This is a genomic window from Coleofasciculus sp. FACHB-542 (assembly GCF_014695825.1).
Classification (GTDB): Bacteria; Cyanobacteriota; Cyanobacteriia; order Cyanobacteriales; family FACHB-T130; genus FACHB-T130.
The window spans coordinates 245,945-267,341 of sequence record NZ_JACJPB010000041.1; the positions used below are offsets into that span (position 1 = coordinate 245,945).

Sequence of the window (21,397 nt, forward strand, 5' to 3'; positions counted from 1 at the left end):
TTTGCGAATTGCGAATGGCTAATTGCTCATCGTAGCAAGGCAATTAACGATAAGCTATTCCCAGCTTTTACTAGCGATGTGTTTTTGTGCCTAAAATTTGCGAATCGCGAATGGCTAATTGCTCATCGTAGCAAGGCAATTAACGATAAGCTATTCCCAGGTTTTACCAGCGATATGTTTTTGTGCCGATTTCTTTTAACTCCGAAATAAGCGCGTGTACTGTGTTTCGTGAGCGATACTCGCCAATGCTAATCCCCAGCCGCAACTACTCAGGGCGTCATCTTCTAACCCTAAAATTTCCTTGGCAGCCTGAATCAGGGTAGGTTGTAGTTCTAGAAGTAGCTGTTGCCCAGCCGTTTGTCCGAGGGGAATCAATTTGACCCCGGCTGCGATCAAATTGGTTGCCCAGCTGTGTAAGTAGCCCAAGAGGGCAGATGCAGCGTCGATTTGCCAATGGGCGGTGGCAATGCCGAAAGCGATCGCATAATTACAAGGACTCCCAATTGCATCCACCATTGACCGAACCTGCGGCTGTAATTCCAAAAGCAATCGGATTAGCGATCGCCCCATCTGCCAACTTTGTGCTTGCAACTCCTGTGTTTCCTTAGCAGCAGATAACCAGACATTCCAATAACTTAAAGCCTCCAAATCCCCAGCAATTGCCCCCCGATATCCCCGAATCATCACCGCCGCTTCCAACCGAATTGCTCCATAACCCAGTTCCTGCTTGAGCCAGTGTCCCAGATGTTGCAGGTTCTCAATTACACCAGCATCGACGAGGGTTTCCAGCCCTTCGGAATAGCTATAAGCACCTACCGGCAACGCGGGACTCACCAGTTGCATAAGACACAGCAGGTTAACTGGAGAATGGGGAATCGGTAATTGCTCGTTGGTCATTGTTGGTACGTAGGGAGTGGGGAAGAGTTTTAGGATGAAGCCTAGAGTTTTGTATCGGTTCTCGTTAAAACTCAGACGCGATTATCGCGTTTCTACAAATCAAAACTCAAAACTCCCCCATTACCGATTACCCAATTAACTAAGCGTGATGATGGTGTCCATAGGCACCCATTTCTGGATAAAAAGGCGAGATTTCCTCTCGTACCTCCATCCCCAGATGTTCTAGCATTGACTTTAAAACGGGGTCGGGAGACAACCGCAAATGAGTGGCAGCGATTTCTATCGGTACATGGCGATTGCCTAGATGATAAGCCGCCCGCAGCAAATCGAGGGGTTTCTGGGCAGTCGCAGTGAGAACGGGTTCCGGTTTAGCCACGATTCTCACGACGATATCACCGATTTCAGATTGAAGGAGATCGCGATCGCGCAACACGGTTCCTCTAGGTAAGCGCAGATACAAAGCTTGTCCCTCAGCAGTTTCAAAGCGATAGCGGCTGCGCGTGCGCTCCTCGGCAGTCAGAAAAAGAGTAAAGTTGACCGATGCATCCAAATTGGCGGGAAAGCGTTGCGTTATCGTTAGCATCACTGGAATCTTTAGTCAGCAAGTTATGGTGATGCTACTAACATCAGCACAGATGACATCAAAATCCGAGTCAAGCAGGGTCAGCAAAAGTTTATTTTTTACTGAGCTTGCAGACGGATCATTTCATTTTTTATCTGTGCTGCTACCTCCGAATTTTTTTGCGCCTCCACCGTAATTTGATTAAATAATCCAATGGACAAACCGTTGCTCTCAACAATCTTTTGAGACTGTTTGCAGTAATTGATGGCAATGGCCTGTGCATTTCCTGGAAGCGATCGCAGGCTATTCGGCTGGCTGCAAGCAATATTTGGAGGACTGCCCACGATTCTTTTGATCTCGTTATAGGCAGCTTGGCGACCCGGTTCCATTGCCAAAACAGCCCTGGCGAAGTTGCTTAAGTCCTTAGAGCTGAAGGGTGATTGAGCGTATGCCTGAGAACTAAAGTCAATGCTATGAGAGCGCTCGGATAGACCGGGTGCAAAACCTAACAACAGACTTAGAGCAGTGAGAGTACCAACACTCAGGCATTGAGATAAGACTCGATTCAGAGAGCGACGTGAACTGTATAAAGTCATCATGATCTAGTGCGACCAACAAATAGAAAATCAAAACACACACGGATTACTTTTTCTGAACTGTTTTAAGGGTGAGAAGTTCCAGCTAGAGATGGGCATTCGTAGATTTACATCTCGTGTTGGTACCTCAGAAAACAGAAGCCTTCTCCCTACGGAGTAAGGATCGAGTAGTAATCTACAAGTAACTACGGATATTATGAGTGTGAGGATTTTACCACACTTTCGCATAAAAAGCGGGGTGTTACCAAAGCTGTAACGATTGGGTGGTATAGGTAGCGCTTTCCTCCCTACCTCTAGGTGTAAAGGCAGGGAGGAAAGAAGTCTTCCTACGTGTTTATGCCTTCATTGATACAATTGACACAGTTCGATAACTTTCATTTGTAACGTTGAAATGGGGTCAGCTCCTCGCTTGAGGGCGACTTCCAATTCCAGGAGTAAGGGTAAGGTTAAGGTGAGTTGACGCACAGAGAAGTCTTTGACTTCTTGGCGCAGAAAGTAAATTCGTTTGGGGTTGCCGATTTCTGCCGCAGTGGCGATCGCCCGTTCATCTCGCTCACCGCTCTCTACCATCAGTTTCACCCACAACCAGGTACGAAATTGACCGATGAGGGTGGCGACAATCCGCAAAGCGGGTTCGTTATGACCGATTAAGTCGGCAACCAGCGAACAGGCGTGGGCGGTATTCCCCTTGGCGATTGCCGATGCGAGCTGCAAGCTGTTTTGGGTGTTAGAGGTTACTAGGGCAGCAACGACTTCAAGGGTGATCGCGTCTTGGGATACGCCTGCTTGGTCAGAAGCGGTGGGAAGAGGCTTCGGGATACCGGCGTAAACCTGCAACTTTTCCAGTTCGTTCCAAAGTTGTCTGGTATCATTTCCCACAGATTGGGCTAACAGTTCGGCAGCTGCGGGGGTTAGTTTTACACCGACTTGCTGGGCAACCTGACGCACCTTTTTTAGCAGTTCTTCAGTTTTCCAGGGCGGGATGAGCGAAAATTCTCGAATATCAGCATGGTTTTGCAGCAGCTTTGTAGACCGGAGACGCCCATCGGGTTTAGAGCGAGTCGTTAGCAAAAATACTGAAGACTCAGGAATCGCCGGTATCGTACGCTCCAGTTCAGCCAGCAGATCTTCCGAACAGTGCAGGCATATAGTAGTATCAACCAACCATACCAAACGGTAGGCGCTGCCAAAGGGTGGTGTCATTGCTTGATTTAAAGCAGTGATGACCGCATCGGGTAGCGCTTGAGAAATTTTGTCATAGTTAAAGTTAGCCCATTGGGGGTCGAGAATGCGATCGCGCAGGGAGTCAACAGCTTTTTCCAGGGCAAAATCATCCTCACCCCAGTAGAGGTAAATTGGCATTAAAGCATCTCTGAAAAGTACGAGGCTATTAAGATTGGACGAGACTTATCACACTTATTTAAATCGGGTAGCACGGCTAACACTACCTGCAACCTACGAGTCCCAAGTACAGCATATACAGGAGTCTCCGAAGTTTAAGCCCTCCCCGTCAGGGACAAGACAAGCCGTGCCTTTCCCTGGCTATTCGGCGATCACGCCACCTGCGGGAGAAGAATCCGAGAATGCGACGTTTTACGAAAGCTTGAAAGCGTGCCAAGAGCAACTCCTACAGCAGCTAGATCCTGGTTTTATTGTGCCAGTCCCTGCTGAGAGTTTTCATGTGACCTTAGCAGATTTGATTTGGGACAGTGCTTATCGGCACACCACGAGTGAGAATCCGGAGTTTGAAGAACAACTGCGCGATCGCATTGCTCAAATTTTCGAGCAGTCCCAGCCATCCCTCAGTGGCGGCAATCCGATGCTTTGGCAGTTGCTGGGGTTGATGGTAATGCCCCGTGCAGTCGCGGTTTGTTTAGTCCCCAAGGACGAAGGCACTTACGAGCGAATGTTGAAGTTTCGCCGGTTTATCTATCAAAGTCGGAGTTTGATAGAGTTGGGGATTGAACAGCAATATCGTTTTACTGCCCATGTGACGCTGGGCTATTTTGGCGATATTTCACCGGATTTGAATCGCGCTCGCTTGTGTGAAAAACTTTCTCAAATCAACGACCAATGGTTGGAAAATTCTCCAGAAATTTGGACACACCAAGCGCAATTGCGAAAATTTGACGATATGACCCGGTATTATCGGGAACCTGATTGGCCCGTTTTAACTTTTTAAAAACAATTGGCTAATAGCGATTTGTAAGTCGCTATTAGCTGACTCCTGATTTATGAGCTTACCCATTCATCCCATCCTCCAGCAAAGTTTTGCTCTCATCGATCGAGAAATTGGCGAACACCGCTTTAGCCCCTCCGAGTACGCAATTGTACGTCGAGCCATCCACAGCACCGCTGATTTTGAATTTGCCCAATTAATTCGATTTAGTGAGGGGGCGATTGAAAGCGCGATCGCTGCCTTGCGGCGTCGCGTGCCGATTGTTACAGACGTTGGCATGGTCAAACAGGGAGTGGCGGGAATGGTGGCGCAAACCTTTAACAATCCCCTGGTTGCCGCTGTGGAACAAGCAAGCGTTGCTCTTCCTGGCAAGACGCGCACGGAAACCGGCTTACTAAAATGTTGGCAAGAATTTCCAGAGGCAATTTATGCGATTGGTAATGCTCCCACTGCTCTGCTGGCTTTGTGTGCAGAGTTACCCTCGGCACCCATTCAACCGGCTTTAGTGATTGGCGCACCCGTTGGATTTATCTCCGTCGTAGAGTCTAAAGCGGTACTAGAAAAGACGCCCGTACCCCAAATTCGGATTGAGGGGCGCAAGGGCGGTTCACCGATTACCGCTGCGATTGTGAATGCTTTACTCCTATTGGCTTGGGAGGCAGAGAAATGTTAGGGATTCGCTGCCTATTTAGGGTCACGAAAAATCGATTTGCGTTGAGTCGGTATCGCAGCGACTTCCCGCCATCGGGTGCATTCAGCCGCTATTCATGACACTTGTACACGTTGTTGGAATTGGCTTGGATGGTGCAGATGGGCTGAGTCATAGTGTGCGGGAGATTGTAGAGCAAGCGACGCTGTTAATTGGGAGCGATCGCCATCTCTCTTACTTTCCCAATTCCTCAGCCCAACGTCTGATTCTGGGTGACTTGACAAAGGTAGTTGAGGAAATTCGCGATCGCCTGTCTGCGGGTTCTGGCGGCATTGTCGTATTGGTGAGTGGCGATCCCCTCTTTTTTGGACTAGGACGGCTGTTGGTGGCACAACTACCCTCAGCAGAATTAACGTTTCATCCGCATCTGAGTTCGGTTCAACTGGCGTTTAACCGGATTAAGGTTCCCTGGCAGGATGCGCGTGTCATCAGCGCCCACGGGCGATCGCTGGATGAGTTAACCCAAGCGCTGCAACAGGGCATTGAGAAGATTGCTGTATTAACCGATACTCAAAATACGCCGGAAGCGATCGCTCGTCTGTTACTCGCTTTAGATTTACCCAACACTTATCAGTTCTGGGTTTGTGAAAATTTAGGTGGTGCTGATGAGCGAGTTCGGTCTTTTCCCTGTGCCGGGAGACAATTAATTACGGCTCTACAAGAGCAAGATTTTGCTTCTTTGAATGTCGTTGTCTTGCTACGTCCGTCTGATTCAGCGAGCAGGAGTGGGGACGCATTCCTACCGAATCTGGATGCCCTGCCGATGCTGGGAGTCCCGGATGGGAGTTTCTTGAGTTTTAGCGATCGCCCTGGCTTGATGACGAAGCGGGAAGTGCGGGTTCTTGTACTGGGAGAACTGGCGCTACAGCCGGGACAAATTATTTGGGATATTGGGGCAGGTACTGGCTCAGTTTCGATTGAGATTGCCCGTTTATTCCCCACTTCTCGCGTCTATGCGATTGAGAAAACGGCTGCTGGCACGATGTTAATTCAGCAGAACTGCGATCGCTTCCAAGTAGAAAATGTGATTTCTATTCATGGCAGCGCCCCAGAAGCTTTGTACAGCCTCCCGGCACCTAACCGCATCTTTATTGGCGGTAGCGGCGGCAATTTGACTGAAATTCTCGATACCTGCAATTCGCATTTAACGGCTTCAGGGCGCTTGGTACTGGCACTCGCCACGCTGGAACACCTGAATGAGACTTTGGGCTGGTTATCGCGTCAGCAATGGGATTATCAGTTGTTGCAAGTGCAGTTATCGCGTTCTGTGCCGGTGGGATCGCTGACTCGGTTTTCCCCGCTGAATCCCGTCACGATTCTGGCAGCAAATCGCTGATTTTAAAGATGCTCATTTTAAAGATAAATTTGCCAGATTAAAATCCCAGTTCCCAGCAGACAAAAAATTCCCGCCGCACCCGCCAGAGGCTTTTCTCCCAAACCAGTTACCCAAGCCGGAACCATGCCAGTGTATTGAATCACTCTCGTCGTATCCAAACTTGCGATCGCCCAAATCCATCCTGCATGAAGTCCCCATGCCAAGCCTAGATTCCCATCATCACAGACACGAGCCAGCACTAATACCATCCCCATCAGCCATAATCCCGGTAGCTGAGGCAATGTTTCCTGCTGTTCCCAAACCAAATGAAGCAGCGCAAAAATTAAGCTAGAAACTGCCGCCGCTACCCAAGTTGAATAATCTTGCTGGAGTTCCGTAAGCAGAAATCCCCGAAAAATTAACTCTTCAATTCCACTAATCAATAATCCCAATAACAATGTTGGGAGTAAGACAGATCCGACTACCGACCACAGATTTTGCGGTGGGTTCTGTGTATCTTCAGGGAGGGGATTCTCTTGAGATCGCCACTCGATCCAGCCCAACGCTTTTTGGATGCCAAATACCACTAGCAGACTTAGCACCCCTAAAGCGAAGCCTTGTCCTAGTGAAATGAATATTGAAGCTTTCCAGCCCAACCCATAATCTGAAAAAAAAGTCCCCTCCACCCAAGCGGCACCCCAGATGATCGCAGGGGCAATTAAATAGAGCGAAGCTAATAAAGGAAGCTTTTGCTCTACAGCCAAGGGGTGAAAGGGTCGCCATTTCAGCACTGCTGCCAAAGGAATCGCAACTGGCAACCAAAGAACTAGCCAGACAATGAAGAAAGCGATCGCCTTCAACACAGCAGGAGTTTGTGGAAGTGATACCAGCCACCAATCGGCTCGTTCAAAAATAGGCATTGTTAAAGACAGCTTTCATTGGCTCAAGCGTAACACCTCAAGTTTGGGAAAAAACTGCCTTATTTACCGCTGGGGGTAAGCATGAACCCCCGCAGCTTTTATGTCTAGTCCACAAAAGATGTATTTGCTTTCCCTAGGATGCTCCCTTGAAAGGAGAGGCAGTTGGTTCTTTCAAATTTCCCGATAAATTTGTTAGAAGCAACGCCATATCAGAAAGCATTACCGCTTATCATGCAGTCGCCTCCTCACTTTCGCTTTCATCACTGGCATCGTCTCCAGTCTTACTGCCGCCATCCACCTGAATTAGGTGAATATGCTTGTAACCCAGCTTAATTTCAAACTCATCACCAGGCTTTAATCCCATTGCCTCAGTGTAAGTTGCACCAATAACAATTTGACCATTTTTGTGTACGCTTACACGATAGGTTGGTTCGCGACCCCGACCATCTTTTGTTCCTTCTGGATCGAGGGGAACACCTTTCGCGCCTAAAACTGCGTCATAAAAGTCTGTTAAGTTGACGCGAGTCTGGTTGTTCTTTGTTACGGTGTAATAGCCACAGCGTTTTGCTGTTTCTCGCCGTGGTAAGTGTGAAAGCTCTTTTACTTTTTGAAGCAGTGCTTTCCCTGTCAATGGAGCTGTTGCGGTTTCACTCATCGCTATATGCAAAATACACTTCAATCTACAGTATAGTAAAGAGTGTCTAATGCCAATATTTGGCTGACTAAAAAAATATATCGTTAAATCACTCAACTTTCACAAGGATATTTACAAGAGCATCCTCCAAATTCTTAGATTGCAGCAAAATTGCGTAATTGGGTAAAAGTTGAGGTTCTTACTACCAGATAGCAGATGGTTAAAGGACAGACTAGAGACTAGAGACTAGAGATTTTGTAAAGTTTAAAGTATAAAGTGTAAAGTATTTACTTCTGAAAATCTATCCTTTGGAAGGGAAGACAGGAGAGCTGTCTGTTTTATCCTTCAAGCCTTCAGCATCTAAAAATCAGCTACACCCCTTAGTCTAGTCATGCCAAACAAAGCTCCTATTTGTCTACAGATCGTAAATTCAGCTTTAGACTAGAAGTTAAGAGCAATGAAGAGCTTTGAAGCATGCAAGTCCTTTTTAAGGTCATCCGGCAGGAGCAAAATTCCTCTCCTGTAGTACAGACTTATACGTTGGATGTCGATCCTGGTAACACAATTCTGGACTGCCTAAATCTTATTAAGTGGGAGCAGGATGGAAGTTTAGCTTTTCGCAAGAATTGTCGCAACACAATTTGCGGCAGTTGTGGAATGCGAATCAACGGTCGTTCCGCTTTGGCGTGTAAGGAAAATATTGGCAGTGAAGTGCAAAGGCTGCAACAGATAGCAGCGAGTGCTACCCTTTCAGATGCCCCGCAAAAACCTTTAGATGCCATCCCAGAAATTACTATTGCACCAATGGGCAATATGCCGGTCATTAAAGATTTGGTGGTGGATATGCGTAGTTTTTGGGATCATCTTGAAGTAGTTGAACCCTATGTGAGTACGGGGGCAAATCCTATACCGGAACGAGAGTTTTTACAGACACCCGAAGAACGCGATCGCCTTAATCAAACAGGCAATTGTATATTGTGTGGTGCCTGCTATTCTGAATGCAACGCCCGTGAGGTCAATTCGGATTTTGTAGGACCTCACGCCCTTGCAAAGGCTTATCGAATGGTAGGGGATTCTCGTGACGCCGAAATAGAATCCCGTTTGGAAAATTATAACGAAGGCACCAAAGGCGTCTGGGGTTGTACCCGCTGTTTTATGTGTAATACGGTTTGTCCGATGGATGTGGCACCAATGGATCAAATCGGCAAAATTAAACAGCAAATTCTCGACCGCAAGGACGATCAAGCCAGTCGTTCAATCCGTCACCGGAAAGTATTAATTGATCTAGTGAAGGAAGGTGGTTGGATTGATGAACGTCGGTTTGGTTTACAAGTCGTGGGAAATTCTTTTAGAGACATCAAGGGGATGATTAGCCTGGGACCACTCGGATTAAGAATGCTGGCTCGCGGTAAGTTTCCTTTGGGGTTTGAGCCGTCTGCTGGGGCTGAGGTAGTGCGATCGCTCATTGAATCTGTCCAAAGCCTTGAGTCTTAATCATATTGAATCACGATTGAAGTAAAAACAATGAATCCTGAAACAACTTCCCCAGAACAATCACCCATAGAAACACCCGCAGAAAATTACAACCAACCAGAGCCTGCTTTCGGCTGGACGCTCTACTCCGAGCAAATCAACGGACGATTCGCAATGGTAGGGTTTGTTGCTTTATTGGTGCTAGAATTTTTCACCCATCAGGATTTTTTTACCTGGCTGGGTTTGCGCTAATCCGCACTTTAAAGACATGGATTGGTTAACCGCCAATTCCATTCGTAGGGGCGTGGATTTGTGAGTTGCTAATTCCATCCGTAGGGGCATGGTATAAACACGCCCCTACGCATCTAGATTCTGCCTTAATATCTACCCAAATTAACTGGCTACACCTGAACCGGAGTGCTAAACCGGATTTTAAGATAATCATCCTCCATCTTTGCTCCAGCCGGTTGCAGGGCTGCCAAGGCTTGCGGTAACACCAAATTGCGGCGGTGATTGCCTATCGTAATGTTTAATTCATCGCCGGTTTTACTTAGTTGGATATTATCTTTGGCAATACCGGGCAAGTAAAGTTCTAAGCTGTAGTTATTTTGGTCTTGCACAACCCTCAGAGTGGTTTCCTTGTAATACACCTGAGTGGGATCTTCATCTTTATAGAGCGTTTCCTTTAACCGTTCTAAAGCCTCTAACCCACACATTTCTTCTGAGTAAAGCGGAACTTCCTTGACTGGTAAGGGATGGAAGTTTTCGTGAATTTCCTGCCGATATTGCTGCTGGCTTTCTTTCCAACGTTGAAAGAAAGGGTCGGTCACTTGATCGGGGATAATCCGATTTGCCACCACTAAATCCGTAGCAACATTGTATAAACTCAAATAAGCATGGGCGCGGAGAGACTCTTTAATCACCATTTTTTCGGGATTGGTGACGAGGCGCACCGAAGTTTGAGTATTGTCACTCAATACTTTTTCTAAAGCTTCAATCTGCTCGTAGAATTCAAAGGGAGCGTCCATTACCTCTTTATCGGGCAAGGAAAAACCGGCAATTGGTCTGAAGATCGGTTCAACTAGAGGTCTGAGCGCTACTGATAAGCCCTGTAACGGCTTGTAAAAACGTCTCATATACCAACCGCCGACTTCCGGCAAGCTGAGCAATCTTAGAGCCGTCCCCGTAGGAGCTGAGTCAATAATTAAAACGTCAAACTCGCCTTCATCGTAGTGGCGCTTCATGCGTACCAAACCGAAAATTTCATCCATGCCGGGTAGAATTGCTAATTCTTCCGCTTGTACGCCTTCCAAGCCTCTTGCCTGCAAAACTTGGGTAATATAACGCTTAACTGCGCCCCAGTTGCCTTCTAATTCCATCAGAGCGTCTAATTCAGCACCCCACAAGTTCGGGCGAACCTGTCGCGGATCGTGCCCTAGTTCCAAATCAAAACTGTCGGCGAGAGAGTGAGCGGGATCGGTACTTAAAACAAGGGTTTTGTAACCGAGTTCGGCACAACGCAAGCCAGTAGCGGCGGCTACAGAAGTTTTGCCAACGCCACCCTTGCCGGTCATCAAAATTACGCGCATGAATGCTTTTTTCCTATCTGAGAATTGTTTACGTTACTTATTATTTTTTCCCTGTTTTAAGGGTAACAAATGTTGTTTCAACACATCAAAACGCGAACATTTCCAGTAGTCGATATGGGAAGCAATCATTCCATCAGTGTTGAGTTTTAACTCGCTCCAGCCTGGGATGGCGATACGAGGTTTCCACGGCAGAGGGGTATTCCAGCTCAAAGTCCACTCAAGTTGGATTGTATCTCCGGATTTGCGAATGTCATGTAAATCCATCTTGACGTTCATAAACCAGGTTTTGATAAAACCAATCATGAGTTTGTAACGCTCAAGACCATTAAATTTGTTCAGCGGATCTTTGAAAAAAACGTCTTCTGCATAGATGCTGTAGGTTTGGTTTTCTGGAAATCTTTGGTAGTCGTCTTTGAGGATTTGAATGATGTCCATAAGACTTAGAGGGTGACAAGAAGCTACGGTTCGATTTCAGTCCAGAGGCGTTCTAGCTGACGCCGCCATGCTGCCAGCACTTCTTCACGAGCCTCTGGAGGCAGATCCAAATCGCCCATGAGACCTTCTTCGTAGAATCGATCGAGGGTTTGGAGTGTGGCTTCGAGGGATTGTCCTTGCTGCTTGGCAGCCAGGATAATTTGACTAATTCGACTTTCAACGAGCTGATTAAAGCAGTCAGATAAACCTGTCTGATGCAGAGAAATGAGTCGCGCGATCGCTCCTGAAAAATCCTCTACATTTAGAGTCTCAAGATTGTGCTGAAATACACCCCATAGCACTCCCTGATTCAGGGCGTAACGAGTCTCCTGAGTGTCATCAAAATTGGCTTCTAGCAGCTGTTCTACAAACGGTTGTGCTTCTTGAGCGGGTGCAATCGGTAAGAGAACTCGCAGCCAAGAACCGTCATCGGAAAGCAGCACCAACAGACGCATCTGAGTCGTTTCTACTTGCCACAAGCCGGGGGCAGTTGCTTCAATCGCTGCGGCATCAAATAGTTCTGTAAGGGTTTTGGTAATGTCTTCAGGTTTCATAATTTCCAAATAATAAACCCCCAGCTAAGGCTGGGGGAAACTTCAAAAGACAGAATATTGAGGACAAGAGGAATTCATTCCTCAACCTTCATCTTTATCAAGAGAGCCATTCCTCAACGGCATCTTCTTTGGTGTTAGTATTGCGCGATGGCGTTTCGCGATTAAACTTCATGTGAATCGAGCGAGTTTGCTCGCCATCAGACGCCACTGCCATAATTGGGTAGTCAATCAAACCATCCTGGAAGGACATCTGGAAGCGGAAGGTGCCATCTGGATTCAGCTTGATGGGACGACCGCCAATTGTGACTGTAGCATCTGGCTCGGTAGCACCGTAAACAATGAGTTCAGCATCGGCAACCAACCAGAACTGGCGAGGACGCGTCGGGATACCGGACCCTGAGAAGCCAGCGCCGGACATTCCTACACCAGACATGGTAAGACCAGATACGGTAGGAACTGCCCACATTCCAACGCCAGAGGGGAAGACGTAGGAACTCAGAGCTTGATCGGCAAGGGATACTGACTGCATAGAACCGGGTACGTGCTGCATGGAGCCAAACAACGAACCGGCTACCCGTTGAGCTTCAACGGTCTGAGCCATACCGAAGATTTCATCGTAAATGGGGTTGCCGCCTGTTGCTACACTACCGTAGCCAGCCATTGCCATTTTCTTGGCAGGGGGGACCAGTTCGAGGAAAGTCTTGCCGCGCAAGTCTTCTTCCCAAGCAACGGTGATGAATTGGTCTTCAATCCAATCTGAAGGATAGACGGGAGGAACGCGGACAGGAGCGGAGCGAGCTAAGACGAGCCAGCGACCATCAGCACAGCGGTAGCCGATGTCTACAGCATAGTCGCGATCGCTCACGGGCATCGGCAAATACCATTCCCGCGCTAGCTCATCGCAAGGATATTCCTGAATGCTGTGAGGGCTTTGATATTCTAGATTCACATCGGTGACATCATAGAGTCGCAGCGCTAGTTGTTGTCCTCCCTGACGGCGCAAATCTTCTTTATGATCGTTGGGGATATCCCAGTAGGTATATGCCCATTGCGGATCGCGAGGCATTAGGACAACCCGGCTTTCACCGTAGCCACCCGGAAGATCCCCTAGACCTTCGTCTACGGAGGCAAGGGTTCCACCTGTGCGATCTTCCTGACCCAGTTCAAATTTTGCTGCTTCCACTTCTTCTTGCGCCTCCACTATGCGAGTTGAACCGAGAGAAATCTTGGTGCGTTGGACTTCTTTAATTGCTGTTAGCAGTTGCTCTTTACGCATTCTGCTGTATCGAGAGATGCTGCATTCGCTAGCAACTTTACGGAGTTGCCTTAATGTCATCTCTTCTAAGGGTGGGCGTTCTTTTGCCATAACAAATAGTCTCCGATAGTTTGGGCGGCAGTTAGGTTACTTCTCTAGAGACTGACTAGCAAAGCAGCACAAAATGCGATTTCGCATCTTTTTAACTTCGGAAAGCTGTGCCATGTGATTCCCTTCCTGAAATCCGTAAAGAAAGTCTCAATAGTTAGCTCTGGTCTTGAACGAGCCTGTATCACTCTCTAATAGGGGCTGCTTTTGCGCCGCCGAGAAGACTGACTGGCTTTCCTGGCTGGATTGAGAATCTAACTGAGCGCCCACGATTTTAGAAATGTGCTGATTACAGCATTTCTTTGGGATCGCGGGATCGCTTTGTTATTTTCATGTTGCAGAAAAATACCGGGTTAGGTCAAGGGGTGTTTCAGCCGATTATAGGTATATCTACGAAGTTATAAGGGACTTGGGGATCGAATTGTCATGAAATTTTGACATTTACCAACGGATTGGGATCGCCGTAATTTGTCAATTTGTTGGAAGCATTCCCATGCAAATTTAAAATGTCAGAGAATCATGACAAAAGAAGCGAACCCCATTCACTTTTTTGGGGCAATCTGTTTTTAAGGTAGTCGTTGAAATCTCTCCGTGCCCCGATCGTTAGAGGCAAAGAGAGATTGGTCTTATTCTTAAGCTCTCTTGCCCTAGGAAGGCTTTCTTCGGAGGCTCAATCTTTCCTAATCGGCAAGAAAGCTAGATGAATAAGACAGAAATGAGAAATCCTGGATTGGCGTTTTCGGATTAACCATATACAAGTAGCCAAACCGGAATCATCAACAGCAGTAGTCCGATACTCACGACAATACTGCTGGCGGCTAAATCTGGGTCGAGATCGTACTCTTCTGCCAGGATTAAACTCGCAAAAGCAGTGGGCACACCTGCCATGAGAACCATTGCCAAGCGGGCGTCGCCCGATAAACCGATTAGGGTGGCTGCAATGCCCACCAGTCCTGGCATCACCACAACTTTCACCAGGGCAGGAAGCAAGGCAAGCCGAAAACTCTTCCATCCTTGCAGCTGAGCGAGCCGTATCCCCATTAGCACAAAGGAGCTAGCAATGACAAACCCTACAGAAGCTTGCAGTCCTGATTCCAGGAGAGTCGGCAGTTGAACCGAGCGAGTGAGGTATCCGAAACTAAATGTCCACAGGGCAGGAACGGTCAAGATATCTCGAAGTTGAATCCACCAATGATTTCGCTTTGCGGGTCGCCCAAAGTAGCTGGCGATAAAAACACCAATTCCATAGGTACCAATGATGTTATTCGTGACGCTGTAGAAGACGGCTAGACCGACAGCTTGAGCGCTAATTAAAGAAGGAGCGATCGCTAACCCCACAAAACCTGTATTGCCCAGCATGGCGGACAGAATAAAACTCCCGTAGTGAGAGCGGTCTAATAAAGGTAGGGGAGAAGACTTGTTGCTTTCGCCATTTTCACGGCTGAACCGTTTCCAGACTTGTAAACTTAGCCATGCAAAGATAAAACCGACCACCAAAGCTCCTATGGCAAGCAGCGGAACCACTCCAGCATTTTCCGATAAGTTTGCCTGACGAGCTAGCGTCAGAATTTGTAGCGGCACCCCAACCCAATAAAGACCGCGACCCAGCAACCTGGGTAAGGAATTGGGGATAAATCTAAAAAGTATGAAACCGAGTGCCGTCCACAGGATGATGGGCGTATAGGCATGAAATAAGGTTTCAGTCATTCGTTATTAGCCACTGGTCATCAGCCACGGGTCAAGCGTTAACAATCGGTCGCCTGATGACGAGCCGATTAATGACTAATCCCCAATGACTACCTCAGAACCTTCATGTCCTGGATCAGCCACTGACTATCCTTGCGTACCAGGTCATAGCGCACGCGCAGGCTTTCATCATAGGAAGAAGCTTGATTGAGCTTACCTGCTTTATAGAAGTCTGCGGCTTCATTCACCTGTGCATCCACTTTGGCGCGATCGGGATTGCGATCGCTCATTTCAACAGATTTCACCTCGACCTTGTGCCTGTACTTCCAGTACGAGTTACTGTTCTTTGTGCTTTGAGAACGTTTTTGCCAACGAGATAAAGCGGGATCGGCAAGGATTTGCTGTAATTTTTCGACGCTATGCTCTTCACCCAAGGCATCGGCTTTACTAGCAAGCCAAATCTGAACCAATTGTCGAGCCGTCTCCTGGGTTAGAGGGCCAGATGGACTCAGTAGTTTACTGCCTGGTTCGGGAATAGGTACTGGAGGCGCAGCTAGCTGTACCATTGGTTGCTCTCCTTCTAAGAGCGGGCCAGACAAACTTCTCTGGAGCCAACCGAAAGCAGCGATCGCTAGCATTAGCAAGACTCCCAAACTGAGAAGCCCGGCAAGTCCCAGTAAAAGAAGCCGTCCGGTTTTTGCCGAGCGCAAGGAAGCTGTAGAACGTTGAAGACGACCGCCTGAACGACGAGCTGATACATCTCCTCCTGTGGGGGATGCCTTGGACACAGAATCTGGTCTCCGCAACCGACTCGCGATTGTTGCCCGTGGTTGTTCATTTTGTTCCGGTGAATTCCCTCGGCGGCGCTGACGCTTCGAGGCAGAATCCCCAGCCAAGCCCGGATCGTTGCCTTCTGGTTCTGGAGACCGAGAAACTCGTTCTGCCGCCGGTAAATTCGATCCTCCCCCTGTTTGCGGGCGATCGATTGTAGCGGTCATTGTCGCCGTTCGATGAGCCGCACCAGATTGCTGTTCCACCAATTGTTGAAGGCGATCGCGCGAGGAACTTTCTTCAGCATTGGGACGCAAGGGCGCGTTGCTTGATGCCGCATCGCTCATCCTGCCCCCATTCTCTCCACTGCCGTTCCGCCCACTGGAGCGAGATACCACACTCTCCGGCCTGCGAAATCCCGGGGAGTCACTTGTCCCTCGCGAGACGGGAGTCGCAGCATAAGATACTTGCTGAGTCGGCAATACCGCCCACTCATTGGTTGTATCTTCCTCTACTGGCAATTCTTCTAAGTAAGCCTGAACCTGGTCATCGGCAAAGTAATCTTTTAAAGAAGCTCGCACCGATGCCAAATCTCGGAAGTGGGGAAACACTTCTGCTTGCAACCAACGCTCCCCGTACAAACACAACCCAGGTAACAAGTCTGGGGCACCCTGAGAATGTTCTCGAATGAAGGCGAGGGGTTCGTACTCTTGGCTGAGTTCCAAGGCGCGACTGGCTTCTTCCGTCTGACCGAGAAGGAGAGCGCACACCGCCTGTTCCAAATGCACATCCTGACGCTTGCCTAAGCGCATCAGCATCTGCTTAGCTTGTCTAATTAGACCCGGCTGTCGTTGGGCAAACCCGCGACCTAGTAAAGCATAAACCGCTAAATAGGTAGCCACTGCCGAGGGACGACGCGCTTCTGCTTCAAATAGATTCTGCTGTTCGGCGGAGGTCAAGTAGCTCCGCAGCTGCTGAATGAAGCGGAGAAAGTCATCAATGTTCAGTCCCGATTGATCGTCTCCGGTGCCATCAATGCCGCCGCGTTCTTGCAACATTTCTTGCAAATGCTGCAATCCTTTACGGCGTTCGGTTACTTTGTCTTCACTACTCGCGAGTAATTCCAAAATTCGGTACGGGCGAAGCTTGTAAAGATCCGCCTGAATTTCACCCCGCAGGCTGGCAAAGATACCTTCTCTCAATAGTAATTCTTGACCCGTCTCTAGGGAGGTGGCGGCGTTTTCATATTGACCTTGCTGCCATTGCTCTCGGCCTAGTTCCAGACATGCCAATGCCAGCGTCAACACAATATCTGGTTGCACTAGCTGAGGGTTGCCCAAACGACCCTTTTCGATACTGGTGCTAGCACGGCTGAGGAAGGGACGTCCCAGCTTCAGCACCAGTTCGTATTCTCCTAGCTCCTGTAAGATCAGCAATGCCCCAACGAATTGCTCATCTTGAATTTCGATGCTGGGCGTATAAGGGTCAAGGTCGGTGTCTGCTGTACCATTTCCTTCCTGACGAGTTGCTGTTCCTGATTCTGAATCCAGGTCGTATGTTTTTGTCAGAAATGTAGCGTCGTAAGCGGAACGCTGTTCTGGATCGCACAGAATCGCGTAAGCTTCGTCTAGCAGTTGTTTTCGGGCGGCGATCGTGATTTCTGAATACTCTCGTCGAGGAAGTTGCAGAGCGCGATCGCGATACGCTTGCTGCAACTGCTCAGCCGTAGCCTGAATCGGCAGGCCCAGAATCCGGTAGTAATCGAGCGGAATTCTCACAGTCTACTTCCTCAGCCCCAGGCAACTAAATTAATCTGTATCTGTACGAGCGAACATAAACGATAGAATAGGTGCGATAATTATACCCCCTAGCTTCTATAGTAGAAGCTTATCTTGGTAGATAAAAACCGCCGTTCAACCAATCACGTCAAGTTTATCCCTTAAATCAATGGTTCAGGAACGCATTTTACCCGTCTTTCACGCCGATCAAACCCAAATCACCAAAGAAGAAGGATTGATCCTTTACGAGGACATGGTCTTGGGGCGGTTTTTTGAAGATAAGTGCGCCGAGATGTACTACCGGGGCAAAATGTTTGGTTTTGTCCACCTATATAACGGTCAAGAGGCTGTGTCAACTGGCGTCATCAAGGCAATGCGCCAAGATGAGGATTATGTTTCCAGCACCTACCGCGACCACGTTCATGCTCTGAGTGCTGGGGTGCCTGCAAAAGAGGTAATGGCTGAGTTGTTTGGTAAGGCAACCGGCTGTAGTAAAGGGCGCGGCGGCTCGATGCATATGTTTTCCTCGGAGCATAAACTGCTGGGAGGTTATGCTTTTGTGGCTGAAGGGATTCCTGTTGCTACGGGTGCGGCTTTTGCCAGTAAGTACCGCCGCGAAGCCTTGGGAGATGCCGGTTCCGATCAAGTAACCGCCTGCTTTTTTGGCGACGGTGCAGCGAATAACGGTCAATTTTTTGAATGTTTGAACATGGCGGCGCTGTGGAAACTGCCAATTTTGTATGTTGTGGAAAACAACAAGTGGGCAATTGGTATGGCGCACGAACGGGCAACTTCTGTACCAGAAATTTTCAAGAAAGCCCATGCCTTTGGTATGGCAGGTGTTGAGGTCGATGGGATGGACGTGTTAGCAGTTCGTGCAGTCGCCCAGGAAGCGATCGCGCGTGCCCGTGCGGGTGAAGGGCCAACCTTGATTGAAGCCCTAACCTATCGCTTCCGAGGTCACTCTCTCGCTGACCCTGACGAACTTCGTTCTAAAAATGAGAAGGAATATTGGTTCGCCCGCGATCCAATCAAAAAGTTGGCTGCTCATCTTGTAGAACACAATCTGGTAGACCAAGAAGAACTCAAGGAAATTGACCGGAAAATCCAAGCCGTCATCGACGATGCGGTGAAGTTTGCCGAGGAAAGCCCAGAACCCGATCCTAGCGAACTGTACCGTTATATTTTTGCCGGTGATGATTAACAGTTAGCGTTAATAACGGTAGTCAAATATAGGGTAGGCAATGCCTACTCTATTTTTTTAGATGCGCTTTAAAACTCCTTAAAATTGACACAATTTTATATCCGTTAAAGTTACAAGCACATTTACCGCATAAGTAGCGGGGAAATATCGATACAATAACCCTGTGCCGTTCGTGCAAGGGTTCCATGTCTACAATCTCATCCGCTCCGTTTACCCCCGAAGAAATTGCCGCAGAAGGTATAAAACCAGAAGAATACGAAGACATTGTCCAACGGCTAGGGCGTCATCCGAATAAAGCTGAGTTAGGGATGTTCGGCGTCATGTGGTCGGAGCATTGCTGCTACAAGAACTCACGACCATTACTCAAGCAGTTTCCGACAGAAGGCGATCGCATTCTCGTCGGGCCAGGAGAAAATGCTGGTGTTGTAGACTTGGGCGACGGACTGCAACTCGCATTTAAAATCGAATCTCACAATCACCCCTCAGCAGTTGAACCGTTTCAAGGGGCGGCGACGGGAGTCGGCGGGATTCTCCGGGATATTTTTACAATGGGTGCGCGTCCCATCGCCTTGTTAAACTCTCTTCGCTTTGGTTCTCTGGAAGATGCCAAGACGCGGCGACTGTTCAATGGTGTGGTATCGGGAATCTCCCATTATGGCAATTGTGTGGGAGTCCCGACTGTGGGCGGTGAAGTTTATTTTGATCCAGCTTATTCGGGCAATCCCCTGGTAAATGTCATGGCACTGGGATTGATGGAAACTCCGGAAATTGTCACATCTGGAGCCGTAGGGATTGGAAATCCAGTCCTGTATGTAGGTTCTACAACTGGGCGAGATGGTATGGGCGGGGCAAGTTTTGCCAGTGCGGAACTTAGTGATGAGTCGATGGATGACCGTCCAGCGGTACAAGTGGGGGACCCTTTTCTAGAAAAATCCCTCATTGAAGCTTGCCTAGAAGCATTTAAAACGGGTGCTGTTGCTTCCGCGCAGGATATGGGTGCAGCGGGTATTACCTGTTCCACGTCAGAAATGGCGGCTAAAGGTGGTGTCGGAATTGAACTGGATTTAGACAAAATTCCAGTGCGGGAAACGGGGATGGTGCCTTATGAATATTTACTATCCGAATCTCAGGAACGGATGTTGTTTGTTGCCTACAAGGGGCGCGAACAGGAGTTGATTGATATTTTCCATCGCTGGGGTCTGCAAGCAGTTGTAGCAGGCACGGTGATTGAACAGCCGATTGTGCGGATTCTGTTTCAAGGCGGCGTAGCGGCAGAAATTCCAGCAACGGCTCTAGCAGATAATACGCCAATCTATCACCGAGAATTGTTAGCAGAACCTCCTGAGTATGCTCGTCTAGCTTGGGAGTGGACAAGCGATCGCCTTCCGACTTGTACCAGCGCTGGCATTGAAATTCAAGGTCGTTCTCTCACCTGGAATGAGATTCTCTTGACTTTGTTAGATACTCCGACAATTGCCTCTAAGCGTTGGGTTTATCGTCAGTACGACCATCAGGTGCAAAACAATACTGTGATTGTTCCAGGTGGGGCAGATGCAGCCGTGGTGCGGGTGCGTCCGCTGGAACCCTCTCCAAATTACTCTATTAATCAGGAGAACAATAAAGGGGTGGCTGCCACTGTCGATTGCAATGCTCGTTACGTCTATCTTGACCCTTATGAAGGAGCCAAGGCAGTCGTTGCAGAAGCGGCTCGTAATCTTAGTTGTGTGGGAGCCGAACCTTTAGCGGTCACGGATAACCTAAATTTTGGGAGTCCAGAAAAGCCGATAGGTTATTGGCAACTGGCAAATGCTTGTCGGGGAATCGCGGAAGCTTGTCGGGAATTGGGAACGCCGGTGACTGGCGGCAACGTGTCTCTCTACAATGAAACCCTAGACGCTAACGGAAATCCCCAGCCAATTTATCCAACGCCCGTAGTGGGGATGGTGGGGTTAATTCCTGACATTACACGAGTTTGCAGCCAAGCTTGGCAAGCCGAGGGAGATTTAATTTATTTACTGGGACGACGGTTGGATTCACCAGAGGGAGTCACGTTAGGTGCTTCCGAGTATTTGTCAGCCATTCATGACATTGTCGCCGGTAAACCGCCCACCGTAGATTTTGATTTGGAACGTCGGGTACAAGCTGCTTGCCGGGAGGGAATTCGTCAAGGTTGGATTCGCTCAGCTCACGATTGTGCTGAGGGAGGAGTTGCGATCGCTCTCTCGGAAGCTTGCATCGCTAGCCATTTGGGAGCCGAAATTCACTGGAAACTTCCTCCAGAACCCTCTGTACGCTGGGATTCTATCCTTTTTGGTGAAGGGGGAGCGCGAATTTTAGTTTCTGTCGTGCAAGAACACCAAGAAATTTGGGAATCCTATTTAAAGGAGCAACTGGAAGATTGCTGGGAACAAATGGGTCGTGTCGGAAAACCGGACAGCGAGTTACGGGTTTTTACGACTCAAAGCCAAACTTTGATAGACGTTAGCATTAAGAAAATGGGCGATGCTTATCACAATGCTATCCAACGCCGTTTAACCGTTTAGCCAACCTTCCCCAATTTACTTCCAGAAATCGCTGACCCAGACAGAGCTAAATTCCTGGTCTATGTCTTCGGCTAGCGACATTAACGCTTTGTTATGAGATTATTAAGAATTACTAAGCCTGGTTAGTTTTTCTCTGCCTCAACAAGTAGG

19 protein-coding genes are annotated in these 21,397 nt (G+C 48.4%); 7 read left to right on the forward strand and 12 right to left on the reverse strand.

Annotated elements, in window-relative coordinates; all coding sequences use genetic code 11:
- Positions 1 to 195: 195 nt before the first annotated feature.
- The 4 genes from H6F52_RS15640 to holA form a co-directional block, all read right to left on the reverse strand.
- Positions 196 to 897 (reverse strand): urease accessory protein UreF, encoded by a 702-nt coding sequence (locus H6F52_RS15640; RefSeq protein WP_190535981.1) that lies wholly within the window; start codon positions 895 to 897, stop codon positions 196 to 198.
- 139 nt (positions 898 to 1,036) lie between these two features.
- On the reverse strand, positions 1,037 to 1,480 hold the full coding sequence (gene ureE / locus H6F52_RS15645; protein ID WP_190410211.1) for an urease accessory protein UreE: 444 nt from the start codon (positions 1,478 to 1,480) through the stop codon (positions 1,037 to 1,039).
- A 98-nt stretch (positions 1,481 to 1,578) separates the two neighbouring features.
- Positions 1,579 to 2,058, reverse strand: a complete 480-nt coding sequence (locus tag H6F52_RS15650) for a DUF4168 domain-containing protein (protein WP_190440255.1) — start codon at positions 2,056 to 2,058, stop codon at positions 1,579 to 1,581.
- Positions 2,059 to 2,397: 339 nt separating this feature from the next.
- On the reverse strand, positions 2,398 to 3,417 hold the full coding sequence (holA, locus tag H6F52_RS15655) for a DNA polymerase III subunit delta (RefSeq protein WP_190535983.1): 1,020 nt from the start codon (positions 3,415 to 3,417) through the stop codon (positions 2,398 to 2,400).
- A gap of 34 nt (positions 3,418 to 3,451) precedes the next feature.
- On the opposite strand from holA, the gene H6F52_RS15660 reads away from it, so the two are divergent.
- From H6F52_RS15660 to cbiE, 3 genes are all read left to right on the forward strand, one after another.
- On the forward strand, positions 3,452 to 4,237 hold the full coding sequence (locus H6F52_RS15660; RefSeq protein WP_190535985.1) for a DUF1868 domain-containing protein: 786 nt from the start codon (positions 3,452 to 3,454) through the stop codon (positions 4,235 to 4,237).
- A gap of 52 nt (positions 4,238 to 4,289) precedes the next feature.
- On the forward strand, positions 4,290 to 4,907 hold the full coding sequence (locus H6F52_RS15665; protein WP_190535987.1) for a cobalt-precorrin-8X methylmutase: 618 nt from the start codon (positions 4,290 to 4,292) through the stop codon (positions 4,905 to 4,907).
- 94 nt (positions 4,908 to 5,001) lie between these two features.
- Positions 5,002 to 6,279: a precorrin-6y C5,15-methyltransferase (decarboxylating) subunit CbiE gene (gene cbiE, locus H6F52_RS15670; RefSeq protein WP_190535989.1), complete on the forward strand. Its 1,278-nt coding sequence runs from the start codon at positions 5,002 to 5,004 to the stop codon at positions 6,277 to 6,279.
- A 17-nt stretch (positions 6,280 to 6,296) separates the two neighbouring features.
- Here cbiE and H6F52_RS15675 read toward each other — a convergent pair whose 3' ends face one another.
- Together H6F52_RS15675 and H6F52_RS15680 are read right to left on the reverse strand one after the other, a co-directional pair.
- Positions 6,297 to 7,178, reverse strand: a complete 882-nt coding sequence (locus H6F52_RS15675) for a type II CAAX endopeptidase family protein (protein WP_190535991.1) — start codon at positions 7,176 to 7,178, stop codon at positions 6,297 to 6,299.
- A 229-nt stretch (positions 7,179 to 7,407) separates the two neighbouring features.
- Positions 7,408 to 7,833, reverse strand: a complete 426-nt coding sequence (locus H6F52_RS15680) for an AbrB family transcriptional regulator (RefSeq protein WP_190535993.1) — start codon at positions 7,831 to 7,833, stop codon at positions 7,408 to 7,410.
- Positions 7,834 to 8,286: 453 nt separating this feature from the next.
- Here H6F52_RS15680 and H6F52_RS15685 point away from each other — a divergent pair, with 453 nt between their 5' ends.
- Positions 8,287 to 9,306 (forward strand): succinate dehydrogenase/fumarate reductase iron-sulfur subunit, encoded by a 1,020-nt coding sequence (locus H6F52_RS15685; protein ID WP_190535995.1) that lies wholly within the window; start codon positions 8,287 to 8,289, stop codon positions 9,304 to 9,306.
- Positions 9,307 to 9,336: 30 nt separating this feature from the next.
- Positions 9,337 to 9,537 carry a chlorophyll a/b-binding protein gene (locus H6F52_RS15690; protein WP_190426897.1) on the forward strand — a complete coding sequence of 67 codons (201 nt, stop codon included), beginning with the start codon at positions 9,337 to 9,339 and terminating at the stop codon, positions 9,535 to 9,537.
- Positions 9,538 to 9,686: 149 nt separating this feature from the next.
- Here H6F52_RS15690 and H6F52_RS15695 read toward each other — a convergent pair whose 3' ends face one another.
- From H6F52_RS15695 to H6F52_RS15720, 6 genes are all read right to left on the reverse strand, one after another.
- Positions 9,687 to 10,874 carry a TRC40/GET3/ArsA family transport-energizing ATPase gene (locus H6F52_RS15695; RefSeq protein WP_190535997.1) on the reverse strand — a complete coding sequence of 396 codons (1,188 nt, stop codon included), beginning with the start codon at positions 10,872 to 10,874 and terminating at the stop codon, positions 9,687 to 9,689.
- Positions 10,875 to 10,907: 33 nt separating this feature from the next.
- Positions 10,908 to 11,309: a DUF2358 domain-containing protein gene (locus tag H6F52_RS15700; RefSeq protein ID WP_190524184.1), complete on the reverse strand. Its 402-nt coding sequence runs from the start codon at positions 11,307 to 11,309 to the stop codon at positions 10,908 to 10,910.
- Positions 11,310 to 11,332: 23 nt separating this feature from the next.
- Positions 11,333 to 11,902, reverse strand: coding sequence for a hypothetical protein (locus tag H6F52_RS15705; protein ID WP_190535999.1), 570 nt, complete (start codon positions 11,900 to 11,902; stop codon positions 11,333 to 11,335).
- Positions 11,903 to 11,999: 97 nt separating this feature from the next.
- A complete protein-coding gene (locus tag H6F52_RS15710; RefSeq protein WP_190536001.1) occupies positions 12,000 to 13,268 on the reverse strand; it encodes a DUF4912 domain-containing protein in 1,269 nt (422 codons plus the stop codon).
- Between the two features lie 741 nt (positions 13,269 to 14,009).
- Positions 14,010 to 14,972, reverse strand: coding sequence for an AEC family transporter (locus H6F52_RS15715; RefSeq protein ID WP_190536003.1), 963 nt, complete (start codon positions 14,970 to 14,972; stop codon positions 14,010 to 14,012).
- 89 nt (positions 14,973 to 15,061) lie between these two features.
- A complete protein-coding gene (locus H6F52_RS15720; RefSeq protein WP_190536005.1) occupies positions 15,062 to 17,500 on the reverse strand; it encodes an IMS domain-containing protein in 2,439 nt (812 codons plus the stop codon).
- A 169-nt stretch (positions 17,501 to 17,669) separates the two neighbouring features.
- On the opposite strand from H6F52_RS15720, the gene pdhA reads away from it, so the two are divergent.
- Both pdhA and purL read left to right on the forward strand, forming a co-directional pair.
- Positions 17,670 to 18,704, forward strand: a complete 1,035-nt coding sequence (gene pdhA / locus H6F52_RS15725; protein WP_190410195.1) for a pyruvate dehydrogenase (acetyl-transferring) E1 component subunit alpha — start codon at positions 17,670 to 17,672, stop codon at positions 18,702 to 18,704.
- A gap of 185 nt (positions 18,705 to 18,889) precedes the next feature.
- Positions 18,890 to 21,247: a phosphoribosylformylglycinamidine synthase subunit PurL gene (gene purL, locus H6F52_RS15730; protein WP_190536007.1), complete on the forward strand. Its 2,358-nt coding sequence runs from the start codon at positions 18,890 to 18,892 to the stop codon at positions 21,245 to 21,247.
- Positions 21,248 to 21,397: the final 150 nt, after the last annotated feature.